Source organism: Streptomyces sp. RKAG290, assembly GCF_023701695.1.
GTDB lineage: Bacteria > Actinomycetota > Actinomycetes > Streptomycetales > Streptomycetaceae > Streptomyces.
Genome location: NZ_JAJOZC010000001.1, coordinates 6,472,281 through 6,484,440, shown reverse-complemented (window position 1 = coordinate 6,484,440; position 12,160 = coordinate 6,472,281). Strand labels below are relative to the sequence as shown.

The 12,160-nt window shown below is 72.5% G+C and carries 7 protein-coding genes and 3 pseudogenes; 5 read left to right on the top strand and 5 right to left on the bottom strand.

Features of this window, described 5'->3' with window-relative positions; all coding sequences use genetic code 11:
* Window positions 1-22: 22 nt before the first annotated feature.
* The 4 genes and pseudogenes from LNW71_RS28740 to LNW71_RS28725 all read right to left on the bottom strand — a co-directional run bounded on the left by LNW71_RS28740 (window position 23) and on the right by LNW71_RS28725 (window position 5,213).
* A complete protein-coding gene (locus LNW71_RS28740; protein WP_250970857.1) occupies window positions 23-943 on the bottom strand; it encodes a hypothetical protein in 921 nt (306 codons plus the stop codon).
* A 232-nt stretch (window positions 944-1,175) separates the two neighbouring features.
* Window positions 1,176-2,700, bottom strand: a pseudogene (locus tag LNW71_RS28735) (hypothetical protein).
* Between the two features lie 485 nt (window positions 2,701-3,185).
* Window positions 3,186-4,603, bottom strand: a pseudogene (locus tag LNW71_RS28730) (HEAT repeat domain-containing protein).
* A gap of 217 nt (window positions 4,604-4,820) precedes the next feature.
* Entirely contained in the window at window positions 4,821-5,213 is a 393-nt protein-coding gene (locus LNW71_RS28725; protein WP_250970856.1) for an ankyrin repeat domain-containing protein, read from the bottom strand.
* Window positions 5,214-5,527: 314 nt separating this feature from the next.
* Between LNW71_RS28725 and LNW71_RS28720 the strand changes: the two genes are divergently transcribed.
* Together LNW71_RS28720 and LNW71_RS28715 are read left to right on the top strand one after the other, a co-directional pair.
* A complete protein-coding gene (locus LNW71_RS28720) occupies window positions 5,528-5,722 on the top strand; it encodes a hypothetical protein (protein WP_018103962.1) in 195 nt (64 codons plus the stop codon).
* A gap of 38 nt (window positions 5,723-5,760) precedes the next feature.
* On the top strand, window positions 5,761-7,383 hold the full coding sequence (locus LNW71_RS28715; RefSeq protein ID WP_250970855.1) for an ATP-binding protein: 1,623 nt from the start codon (window positions 5,761-5,763) through the stop codon (window positions 7,381-7,383).
* 67 nt (window positions 7,384-7,450) lie between these two features.
* Here the strand turns inward: LNW71_RS28715 and LNW71_RS28710 are convergent, their stop codons facing one another.
* A complete protein-coding gene (locus tag LNW71_RS28710; protein ID WP_250970854.1) occupies window positions 7,451-8,950 on the bottom strand; it encodes a PLP-dependent aminotransferase family protein in 1,500 nt (499 codons plus the stop codon).
* Window positions 8,951-9,052: 102 nt separating this feature from the next.
* On the opposite strand from LNW71_RS28710, the gene LNW71_RS28705 reads away from it, so the two are divergent.
* The 3 genes and pseudogenes from LNW71_RS28705 to LNW71_RS28695 all read left to right on the top strand — a co-directional run bounded on the left by LNW71_RS28705 (window position 9,053) and on the right by LNW71_RS28695 (window position 11,894).
* Window positions 9,053-9,715: a hypothetical protein gene (locus LNW71_RS28705; RefSeq protein WP_250970853.1), complete on the top strand. Its 663-nt coding sequence runs from the start codon at window positions 9,053-9,055 to the stop codon at window positions 9,713-9,715.
* Window positions 9,712-10,476, top strand: coding sequence for a glycerophosphodiester phosphodiesterase (locus tag LNW71_RS28700; protein WP_250970852.1), 765 nt, complete (start codon window positions 9,712-9,714; stop codon window positions 10,474-10,476). Before LNW71_RS28705 ends, LNW71_RS28700 begins: the two co-directional genes overlap by 4 nt.
* A gap of 45 nt (window positions 10,477-10,521) precedes the next feature.
* Window positions 10,522-11,894 (top strand): annotated as a pseudogene (locus tag LNW71_RS28695) (MFS transporter).
* Window positions 11,895-12,160: the final 266 nt, after the last annotated feature.

Genomic DNA, 12,160 nt, shown 5'->3' with positions numbered 1-12,160 from the left:
GGGTGGCGGCGGTGGGAGCCGGTCAGCCGTGGAAGGGCAGGCCGGCGTCGGCCGCCAGCTCCAGGTCGTCGGGGTCGGGGGGCGGCAGCAGGGTCGCCGTTCCGTCGGTGACCGCTACCACGCCAAGCTCCAGCAGTTCGGCCATAGCGGCGCTGCCTGCCATGTCACGGACCTGGAGCTGGTAACGGGCGGTGGTGCGGAAGGCGCCTCCGGCGTCGTCCCCGGTGCGCTGGAGGAAGCCGGAGTCGGTGAGGAAGGCGACGGCCTTGCCGACGATGCCGGTGGTGGAACCGGCCAGCCGCCGGGCGTCCTTCGTCGCTCCGGTGGAGCTGCGGCGGGCGTAGATCCGCCAGCCGGCCTCCAGGCCGGGGGCGTCACTGGCCGGGTCGGTGTTGTCGCCGTGCTCCTCGGCCCGCTCCTCCAGGCGGTGGCACGCCTGTCGTACGAAGGCGTCGACGCCGTTGACCGTGATCCGGCCGATGTACGCGTCGTCGGCGAGGTCCTCGGGGCGCGGGAAGGCCATCGCGGCGACGGCGAGGTGGGCGAGGCCGTGCAGGAAGCGGTCGGCGGAGTCCGGCGAGGCCCGGCGGGCGTAGTCGCCCATGCGGACGGCGAAGACCGAGTCCTCGCCCGCGGTGACGGCCATGCCGGCCCGGGTGGACACCTCCAGCACGACGAGTCCGAGCCCGGTGGCCACGGCGTCGGCGAGCCGGGCGAAGGCCGACTCCTCCCGGTAACGGCGCAGCAGTTCGGCGTACTCGGCGTCGCGGGCGGGCAGCAGCTTGGGCTGCAGCCCGAACGCGACGAGCCGGGCGGCGTCGGCCGCATCGGCCGGGGTGACGGCCGTGGGCGCGCTGGACGGCGCGGACCCGGTCCGGTCGGCCGGATGGGCGGCTGTCTGCTCGCTCCACGCGTCGGCGTGCTCTGCGCGGTGGTCGCTCACGACGGGCGCTCCTTGCTGCGGAAGATCTCGGTTACCTCGGTTACGGAGTGGGCGGGCCGGGGCCGCGTGGCCGCCCCCACGGCCCGGCGCGGGACGGGTCGGGCGCTGATGGCCGCCCCGTGAACTCCGGGCGGGACCGGTCGGGCGATTTCGGCCGCCTCCCGAGTCCCGTACGGAACGGTGCCTGCCGCCGTCGGCCGGAGTGACGCGGTCCGGCCGGACCGCGTCGCCGTCATGCCGCATCCGAGCGGTCGGCGGTCATGCCCGCGGCGTCCAGCAGAGCCATGCCCACGATCAGGTCGGCACCGCCGAATTCGGGGTCCTCCAGCTGGGTCCCGTCGTCGACGGAGAACAGCAGGCGACGCTCACCCTGCCGGTAGGCGGTGCCGACCGGGGGGCTCGCCGCGTGCACGGCGAGCAGGGCGACCAGGTAGGGCAGGTCGGGATCGCGTCGCCTGGCCTCGGCCAGCAGCCCGGAGAGGCGGCGCGGTGCGTCGTGCTCCAGATCCAGCAGCTCCATGGCGCTCGCCAGCTGCTCCTCGCTGAAGCGGCTGTCGGCCGGGGTGGCGATCAGGTCGGGTTCGGGCATCTCGGCGCCCAGGTGCTCGCGCTCCAGGGCGGGGTGAGCAGCATGTCGACCAGGTCGCCCACCCGTACCGAGGTGGGGGTGCGCAGCCCCGTGCCGTGGGCGAAGAACGCGTCGGTGGCGCGGATCGCCTGCTCGACGGGGAGCGGCAGCAGAGGGGCCAGCAACTGGCCGTACAGGTCGAGGCCGGTGCGGGCGGCCGGGGTGGCGAAGGCCTGGCGGTCCTGTTCGGCACGGAACAGCGGACCGGCCTCCAGCAGCCGCGACTGCAGCTGGGTGTGGCGGCGGATGCAGTCCTTCACGATGTCGACGAGCTCGGCGGCACGCCGCTTGTGCTCCGGCTCCTCGGCCTCGTCGCGGGCCTTGCGGATGTTGGTGAGGATGGCGTTCTCGTGGCGGTACCGGTCGGCGACGTGGTCCAGCGCCTCGGCGATCATGTCGGGCACGGCGTTCAGCCAGTCGACCGCCCGGACGTTGCGCCGGGTCGCGTCGAGCGTCTTGCGGAGGGTCTCCGCGTACTGCACGGTCCGGTAGCGGGCCTGCTCGGCGGCGAGCTGCGCGTCGGCGAGGCGACCGCGGCTGATCAGGACCTCCAGCTTCACCTCGGCGGCGATCTGGGCGCTGGTGACGTCCGTGTCGAGGGCGCCGACCAGGACGTTGACCGCTTCGTCGGTGGCACGCAGGTAGACGCTGCCGCCGTACCCCGGGACCTCTTCGATCAGCTTGAAGTCGTAGTCCCGGCGTACGTAGGTGCCATCGGGCCCGAAGGTGCCGTAGACGGCGCGGAAGCCGCGGTCCACGCTCCCGACGTTGATCAGGTTCTCCAGCACCCAGCGCGCGACGCGTTCGTGCTCGGCGACCGGTCGGCGCGGGGCCTGCGCGGCGACGCGCGGCAGGAGTCTGGCCACTATCTGGTCGTGGTCCGCGCCGGTGTCGAAGTCCATGTTGAGCGTGACGAGGTCGATCGCGGCGAGCGCGACCTCGGCCATCGCGTAGACGGTGTACTCACCGGCGAGGTTCGCCTTGCGCACGTCGAGGTCGTGCAGCGGCGCCGTGCAGGCGAGCGCGCGCAGCCGTCGCGAGAGCCCCTCGTCGGCAGCCGGGCCCGGGGCGGGCCGCGGCCCGCGCTGAGCTGGGGCGCAGCGTTTTCCGTGTAGGCAGGCGAAGTCACGCTGCACAGATTAGGTCCTCGCACCGACAACGGTCGAAACGGCGCAGAAGCGGCCGGTTGCCCCGGAGTCGGTCACTCCCTGCCCGGCGCGCTCCACGCGGCGCGGGCTGCGCGGGGACACAGCAGCTTTCAGGCCGGGCGTACAGGGCGACGGGCCGTAGGCCGGGGCGACTTGGCGCGCTGCCCGGCGGAGCGGGGTGCGGAGCCCGGTCGTTGACCGTGCGGGTGCGGAAGGGGCCGGGGCCCGGTCGTTGACCGTGCGGGTGCGGAAGGGGCCGGGGCCCGGTCGTTGTCCGGGCTAGTGCGGAGGGTCCCCGAGGCGCGGTAGGTGGCCGCGCGGGTGCGAAGGACTCCGAGGCGCGGCGGGTGGCCGCGCGGGTGCGGAGGGTCCGGCGGTGTGCGGGCCGGGGTCAGCTGTGCGCCGCTGTTCGCGGCTTGGCGTCGCGCGCCCCCGACGCGCAACGCTCCTGCTGGGTGTACCTCGGTCAGACGGCGGGTGCGTCCGGCCCGATCCTGCTGCGTACGGCGGTCTGTACCTCGGCCTCCTCGGCCGGGTCGGCGGCCAGTCGGCGCAGGCGCTCGGCCACCCTGATGTCGCCGGTCTCCGCGTGGCGTGCGGCGACCTCGCGGGTCGTCTCCTCGCAGTCCCACAGGCACTCGACGGCGAAACCGGTGGGGAAGGTGGGGTCGGTGGCGGCCAGTGCGCGGGCTGCCCTGCCCCGCAGGTGGGAGGAGGACGTCTCCCGGTAGACGTGGCGCAGGACGGGAGCGGCACATGCGATGCCCAGCCGGCCCGTGCCGTCGACCAGCGTCCACAGGCGTGGGGCGTCGGGCCCGTCCCCCGTACCGCGTCGCGCAGGGCGCCGAGGACCAGGGGGGCGTCCTGTGCGCCGCCGCGGCAGGCCAGCACTCCGGCCGCGGAGGCGCCGAGTGCGTCGGGCCGCCGGGCCCAGCGCCGGGCTCGGTCCACCGCCGCGTCCCCGCACATCCGCTCGAAGGCGGCGACGGCCGCATCGGCGACCGTGCGCGAGGCACCGACCGCCGCGGCCTCGATCAGGTCGAGGACGACCGGGTCCTGGGCCTCGGCCAGATAGTGCAGGGCGGCACACCGGGCGCCGTCCGGGCCGCTGCGGGCGGCCTCGACGATCACGGGCCGGTCCTCGGGTCCCGCGACCGCGGAGAGGCAGCGGGCGGCCGGTACATGGAGGTCGCTGCCACGGTCGAGCCCTTGCTGGGCCCAGTCGAAGACGGCCTGGACGCTCCACCCGGGACGGGGGCCACCGGCCCGCATCTGCCGCTGCCAGCGGTCGAACGAGCCCTGTTCCGAGGCGGCCCGTACCCGGGCGCCGACCGCTTCGCGCGGGTCGTCGGCCCAGAGCCGCCAGGGCCGTGGTTCGAAGGCGTCGCGCACGGTGGCGGCGAGCTCGGCGTTACCCCCGGCATCCCCGGCGAACCGGGCCAGCACCGGCACGGCGAGGGAGCGGAGCCCGGCATCGTCGTCGCGCAGGGCCAGCTCGTCCAGGGCCCAGGCCCAGTTGGACCCGGCCGCGGCGTAGCGCCGCAGCAGGGCCAACGCGTCGTCGCGTCCGTAGGAGGCGAGGTGGCCGAGGACCGCGAGGGCCAGGCCGGTCCGTGACTCGTCCGTGTCGAGGTGATCGTCCGGATCGTTGAGGTGGCGCTCGATCTCCTCGATACCGCCGTCGAGGTCGAGATACAGGCGTGCGTAGTAGAGGGAGCGGTTCTCCACCTGCCAGTCGTGACGCGGATCGCTCAGGACGCAGTGGTTGAGAGCCGCCAGGGCCTCGGGGCGTGGCGCGGCGAGCGCGTGGAGCGTGCCGTCGCCGCGGCCCCTCTGCAGCAGGCCGAGCAGCGTGCCGCTCGGCGCTATGAACGGATCAAACATGGGAAAAGCCTCACATCAAGCTGTCGACGCAACCGGGACTGTGCAGTTCCACGTGCCGGGAGGGCACTAGGCCGCGCAGCAACATGATCGGCCGACCGCCGTCTTCCGCCTGGTGCAGACCATCTTCCTACCTCTCGTCGGTTGGCCCGAATCGGGCCCGCGACGTCATGATGACCCAGCCATTTCGCCACCGCGACCACATTTACGGCGAACCCGTTCAGCGGGCGCCGAAGAGTTCCAGCAGGTCGGCCTTGCCAAACATGTGCGCCGTGTCCAGCGCGGAGGGCGTGCCGACCGCCGGATCGGCCCCGGCGTCAAGCAGAGCGCGGATCACGGCGTCCTCGCCCTTGAAGACCGCTCCGGCGAGGGGCGTCTGCCCCCGGTCGTTGGCCCGGTCCGGGTCCGCGCCACGGGCGACCAGTGCCGTGACTGCGGGGGCGTGCCCGTGATAGGCGGCGAGCATGAGCAGCGAGTCGCCCCGGTCGTTGGTGAGATTCACGGGAACTCCGGCATCGACGTACGCCGCGAGCGCGTCGGTGTCGCCGCGGCGCGCCAGGTCGAAGACCTTGGTGGCCAGCTCCACCACCTCGGGATCAGGGGTTTCGCTCATCGGGGGGACCGCCTTCCATTAACCGGTTTCGCCGCAGCCGGCCCGCCGGGACGGGTGCCTGTGGGGCCGTACGAGTGAATCGACAGGGTACTGCCCGACCAGGCACATGACCCGGGCCACCCATGGCAAAAGATCACGTCGAGTGACGACGGAGCGATGCGCGGGACCGAAAACCTCTCCGGGCAGCGCCTCACTGTCTGCCAGTCCAGTGAAAAACCCGGCTTTTCACCCGATTACACCTTTTATCCTATAGATACTTCCGGTGAGCTTGGAAGGACTCATGGTGACTGTCCCCCCAACCAGGAGAACCACTCATGATCCTTTCCATGTCAGGCGTCGTCATCCTCGGCATCATCGTCTTCCTGTTCTTCAGGAAGGACGGCCTCAAGGCTTCGCACGCCCTCGTCACCGCCCTGTTCGGCTTCTATCTGGCCGGCACCGCCATCGCACCGAGCATCACCGCGGGCGGTGCGAGCCTCGCCGGCCTCTTGGGCGGGATCAAGTTCTGACCCTCCGCTACCGCTCCCACCCCCTTCAGGAGACAGACGTGGCCCGGCGACCACTCCCCCGCATTCTGAGCAGCGGCAGCGCTTCGATCACTCGCAGTCGCGAGTTCGCGCGCACGGCCGCCGACAGCGCCACCGACGTGCTCCATCCGCTGATCACGATCACCCGTGGTCTGCGGCTGCTGGCAGGTGCAGGACGGCAGAAGTGGGCCGCGACGCCCAAGGACCGGCGTGGTCCCACGCTGTTCCTCGTCGCGGCCTGCGTGCTCGTGGTCGCGCTCATCCCCTACGGGCCGCTGCTGGCCCTGGTCATGGTGATGGGCGCTGCCGCATGGAAGGGACGGGAACGCACTCCCGTCAGAACCGGCCCGGACGAGGCAGAGTCCGGGCGGCTGCAAGCCCTGTACGAGGCGCTCGTGCCGTACTTCTCCACGGCCGACGACCCCAGTCCGCTGTTCGCCCACGGCGGCGACTGGGACCAGGTCTTCAGCGGATACGAGTTCGACGGCGACGGCCGTGTCTCCCGGCTCCGAGTGGCGTATCCCGCGTACTTCACCGACAGCGAGGCATCCTCCCGCGCCCGGATCGAGCAGCTGCTGCACGCCAAGTCGGGTCGCGGCCGCGAGTACCACTTCAGCTGGGACGAGGAGGGCAACCAGCTCGTCATGAGCGTGCTCGACGCCCTGCCCACCTCGATCACCGCCCAGCGCTTCGTCACCGCCCCGGGTGAGACCGTGCTCGGTTTCACGGACGACGACGCGGTGCAGCGCACCGTGCCGGTCAGCGACGGTGAGGAGACCCGGGACGCCCCCGGCGTCGTGTGGCGGACCGGCGCCCGTTCCACCGAACCGCATCTGCTGATCGCCGGTCAGCCCGGCAGCGGTACCACCACGCTGATGCGTTCCATCGCCCTGCAGGCACTTCAGCACGGCGACATCCTGATCATCGAAGGCAGCGGCATCGGCGAGTACGCCTGTCTCACCGGGCGCGAGGGCGTGCTGGCCGTCGAGTGCGGGCTGGCCGGGTCCCTGGCCACCCTGGAGTGGGCGGCCAACGAGACGGAGCGCCGGCTGATCGAGTCCAACCGGGCCCGGCAGTCCGGCCACGCCGTCCCCGAGGACACCCGGCGCCCGCTCTGGATCCTGCTGGACCGGCCGAGCGTGCTCGGCCACCTGGCCGCCGCCGACGACGGACCCGACCCGCAGGACCTGCTGCAGGTGCCGCTGCGGCACGGCAGGGCCGCCAACGTCACCGTGGTGATGACGGAGCAGTTCGACAGCCTGGACGGCCTGGGCGACACCGTGCGGACCCACACCCGGGCCCGGGTGGTGCTCGGTCACTGCTCCCCCGGCCAGATCGAGTCCGTCCTCGGCCTGGAGCCGCACACCACTCCGACCCCTGATGTCCCGCCCGGCCGCGGCTACGCACGGCTCGGCACCGGTCCGGTGCTGCGGATCCAGGTGCCGGCCACGCCCGATCCGTACGACGACGCGACCAGTGAGGCGCAGCGCCAGGCGGTGCTCGGCCTGCTGCCCGAGCGGCGGACGGCGATCGAGGCGAACGTGCCCGACCCGGTGACGGCGGACCCCGTGACGGCGGAGCCGGTGATGGCGGAGCCGGTGACCGCTTCCGTCGCCGTGGAGAGCGTGGCCGTCAGCGACTGACCGGCGCACTGCGAGGGCCCGCGGACCGGTCGGTCCGCGGGCCCTCGTCCGCTGTCGGCACCGGCGCTCAGGCCACGAAGGTCCGCGGCGTCTCCGCCCCGGCGCCCGCTCCCGAGCTGACCAGCTGGGCGGCGGCCGCGAGCCGCAGGGCCGCCTCGTCCGCCACCGGGCCGCCGACCGTGAACGGCAGCCGTACGTATCCCTCGAAGGCGCCGTCGACACCGAACCGGGGTCCGGACGGCACCCGCACCCCGACCCGCTCCCCGGCCACCGCGAGCCGCGAGCCGGAGAGGCCGCCGGTGCGCACCCAGAGCGTCAGACCGCCGCGCGGCACGGCGAACTCCCAGTCCGGGAGCTCACGGCGCACGGCAGTGACCAGCGCGTCCCGGTTGTCCCGCGCCTGTTCCCGGCGGATCTGCACGGCCTGTTCCCAGCCGCCGGTGCGCATCAGCCAGTTGACGGCCAGCTGTTCCAGGACCGGGGTGCCCATGTCGGCGTAGGCGCGGGCGGCGACCAGACTGCGGATGACATCCGGCGCGGCTCGCACCCAGCCGATCCGCATGCCGGCCCAGAAGGCCTTGCTGGCCGACCCGACGGTGAGCACGGTGCTGCCCGCCGGGTCGAAGGCGCAGACCCGGCGCGGCATCTCCACGTCGTCGTCCAGGTGCAGCTCGTTCATGGTCTCATCGACGACCAGGACCGTGCCGGCCGAGCGGGCTGCGTCCACCAGCGCACGGCGCCGGTCCTCGTCGGCCAGGGCCCCGGTGGGGTTGTGGAAGTCCGCGACGACGTACGCGAGCCGGGGCGCCGCGTCCCGCAGCACCTGGCGCCACCGGTTCATGTCCCAGCCGCCGAGCCCCTCCTCCATGGCCACCGGCACGAGGCGGGCGCCGGCCTCCCGCATCAGCTGGAGGATGTTGGCGTAGCTCGGGGACTCCACCGCGATCCGTTCCCCGCGGCCCGCGAAGAGGTGGCAGATGGCGTCGATCGCGCCCATCGCCCCGGTGGTGACCATGATCTGTTCGGGCATCGTGGGAATGCCGGAAGCGGTGTACCGGTCGGCGATCATCTGCCGCAGGGCGGGCAGTCCTGCCGGGTAGTCCCCGTGGGTGTGCGCGTACGGGGCCAGTTCCTCCAGGGCGCCCTGCACGGCCCGGGTCAGCCACGGTTCGGGGGCGGGCAGCGAGGCGCAGCCCAGGTCGATCATCGATCCGAGCGCCTCCGGAGGCAGCGGTTCCAGGCCGCGGGCCGGCAGCGGATTGCCCGCGGGTACCGCCGTCCAGCTGCCGGCCCCGCGCCGGGACTCCAGGAATCCCTCCGCACGCAGCGCCTCGTAGGCCGCGGCGACGGTCGTACGGCTGACTGCCAGGGCCAGTGCCAGTTCGCGTTCGGCGGGGAGCCGGGCGGCGACCGGCACCCGGCCTTCGAGGACGAGGAGCCGGATACCGTCTGCCAGCGCCCGGTAGGCCGGCGGCTTGCGGTTGCCGGGCCCGGTCGGGCGGGGCTGCTGGGCGTGGAGCTGCCGCGCGAGCTGGGCCGCACCGACCGCCGAAGTCCACTGCGCCATGAGAATCAGTCCACCTTCCTCGGATTGGCCATGGTTGGCAGCCAATCCCCTGCCACAGAGTGACATGCGGCAGTCCACCACCACCACACCAGGGGGCACCACTTGTCCACCACCGCCGCCCCGCGCGGAGCGCACCTCACCCGACGGCTGATCCAGCTGTACGTCGGCCTGGCGCTGTACGGGGTGAGTTCGGCGCTGCTGGTCGTCGCCGGGCTGGGGCTGGAGCCGTGGGGCGTGCTGCACCAGGGGCTCGCCGAGCGCACGGGGATCACCATCGGGGTCGTCTCGATCATCATCGGCGCGATCGTGCTGCTGCTGTGGATCCCGCTCCGGCAGCGGCCGGGCCTGGGTACGGTCTCCAACGTCTTCGCCGTGGGTCTCGCGATGGACGGCACACTGGCGCTCGTCCCCGAGGTGCACGGGCTCGCCGCGCAGGCCGGGGTGATGGCGGCGGGAATCGTCCTCAACGGCGTCGCGACGGGGCTGTACATCGCGGCCCGGTTCGGTCCCGGTCCGCGCGACGGGCTCATGACCGGGCTGCACCGGCGGACCGGCCGCTCCATCCGGCTCGTCCGTACCGCGATCGAGGTGGCGGTCGTGGTGACCGGGTTCCTGCTCGGCGGCTCCCTCGGCGTGGGCACGGTCCTCTACGCCCTGGCCATCGGCCCGCTCGCCCAGTTCTTCCTGCGCGTCTTCGCGATCCCGGACGACGGCAGCGCCACGGTCACCGCACGGCCGTCCGGGCAGGCCATACTTCCGCAGTGACTTCTGTACGCCACCCCTACCTCGACCATCCCGCGCCGCTCGCGTTCGCCCACCGGGGCGGTGCGGCGGACGGCATCGAGAACACGGCGGCCGCGTTCCGGCGGGCCGCGGACGCCGGGTACCGCTACTTCGAGACCGATGTGCACGCCTCGGCCGACGGCCGGCTGGTGGCCTTCCACGACGCCACCCTGGACCGGGTGACGGACGCCCGGGGGCGGATGGCGGAGCTGCCCTGGAGCGAGATACGGCGGGCCCGGGTGGCCGGGCGTGAACCGCTGCCGCTGTTCGAGGAGCTGCTGGAGGCGTTCCCGGACGCCCGCTGGAACGTGGACATCAAGGCGGAGCCCGCCCTGGAGCCGCTGGTGGAGCTGATCCGCAGGACGAACTCCTGGGACCGGGTGTGCGTCGGCTCGTTCTCCGAGGCCAGGGTCGCGCGCGCACACCGGCTGGCGGGCCCGCGCCTGGCCACCTCCTACGGCGTCCGCGGTGTCCTGGGCCTGCGCCTGCGCTCGTACGGCATCCCGGCGGCGCTGCGTGCCGGCGCGGTGTGCGCGCAGGTCCCGGAGAGCCAGGGCGGCGTCCGGGTCGTGGACCGGCGCTTCGTGCGGGAGGCGCACGCACAGGGGCTTCAGGTGCACGTCTGGACCGTGAACGAACCGGAGCGGATGACCGCGCTCCTGGACCTCGGTGTGGATGGCATCATGACCGATCACATCGAGACGCTGCGTACGGTGCTGAGCGAGCGGGGGGCCTGGGCCTGACGCCGGCCCGGTGACGTCTCCCCGGGGAGATACGAGGGGTGCGCCATGACCGCCGAGACCGCAGACACCGCCGACCCGGCGGAGGATCCGGCCGGGGCGGCCGACCCCGGCGAGCGCCGCCGCGAGCAGCACGGCTGGTACTTCTACGACTTCGCCTGCTCCGTCTACTCGACGAGCGTCCTCACGGTGTTCCTCGGCCGTACCTGACCTCGATCGCCAAGGCGGCGGCCGACGCCGACGGCTTCGTCCATCCGCTCGGCGTCCCGGTCCGCGCCGGGTCGCTGTTCGCCTACGCGGTCTCGGTGTCCGTCGTCGTCGCGGTGATCCTGATGCCGGTCGTCGGCGCGGCCGCCGACCGCTCGGGCCGCAAGAAGCCACTGCTGGCGGCGGCGGCCTACGTGGGTGCCACCGCGACGGCCGGGATGTTCTTCCTGGACGGCACCCGTTATCTGCTCGGCGCCTTCCTGCTCATCGTGGCGAACGCCGCGATATCCGTGTCGATGGTGCTCTACAACTCCTACCTGCCCCAGATCTCGGAACCCGACGAACGCGACGCCGTCTCCTCGCGCGGCTGGGCCTTCGGCTACACGTCGGGGGCGCTGGTCCTCGTCCTGAACCTGATCCTCTACACGGGCCACGCCTCCTTCGGCCTCTCCGAGTCCGACGCCGTACGGATCTGCCTCGCCTCGGCCGGCGTCTGGTGGGGCGCCTTCACCGTCGTACCGCTGCGGCGGCTGCGCGACCGGCGGGTGGCGCCGGGCGGACAGGGGGCCGTCGGATCAGGGTGGCGGCAGTTGACGGCGACCCTGCGCGACATGCGCCGCCATCCGCTCACCCTCTCCTTCCTGCTGGCCTACCTCGTCTACAACGACGGCGTGCAGACGGTGATCTCCCAGGCCTCGGTGTACGGCTCCGAGGAGCTGGGGCTCGACCAGACCACGCTGATCACGGCCGTCCTGCTGGTGCAGGTGCTCGCGGTGGCCGGGGCGCTGGGGATGGGCCGACTCGCCCGGGTGCACGGCGCGAAGCGCACAATTCTCGCGTCCCTGATCGTCTGGACGCTGATTCTCGTCGCGGGGTACTTCCTGCCCGCCGACGCGCCGGTCTTCTTCTACGCGCTGGCCGCGGCGATCGGCCTGGTGCTCGGCGGCAGCCAGGCGCTGTCGCGCTCGCTCTACTCACACCTGGTGCCGCGCGGCAAGGAGGCCGAGTACTTCTCCGCGTACGAGATGAGCGACCGCGGACTGAGCTGGCTCGGGCCGCTGGTGTTCGGTCTCGCGTACCAGCTGACCGGCAGCTACCGGGACGCCATCATCTCGTTGGTGATCTTCTTCGTGGTGGGTTCCGTGCTGCTCGCGAGGGTTCCCGTACGGCAGGCTGTGGCTGCTGCCGGCAATCCCGTTCCGGAACGGATTTAGACGTTGAAGTGAAAGGCCGGTAGTGTACGCCTTTGGCCTGCCCGGAGGACCGTTACTGCGAGTGGAAGAACCCAAACCGTTGGGTGACAACTTCCGCCAGATGTGACAAATGGGGCGTTGACGGGTACTTGAACCCTGGCAAACCTGAAAAGCAGCGGCACGACGGGCGACGCATGACCGGCAACGGGAATCTTTACCGACGACCGGACGTTGACCGGATGACGACGACAGCGACACCTGTCCTGTGGGCGACAAGCCCGGGAGGC

Coding starts and splice junctions, on each gene's coding strand:
- LNW71_RS28720 (WP_018103962.1), top strand. CDS start 5,528: ATGATCCTTTCCATGTCAGGCGTCGTCATCCTCGGCATCATCGTCTTC.
- LNW71_RS28710 (WP_250970854.1), bottom strand. CDS start 8,950: ATGGCGCAGTGGACTTCGGCGGTCGGTGCGGCCCAGCTCGCGCGGCAG.
- LNW71_RS28725 (WP_250970856.1), bottom strand. CDS start 5,213: ATGAGCGAAACCCCTGATCCCGAGGTGGTGGAGCTGGCCACCAAGGTC.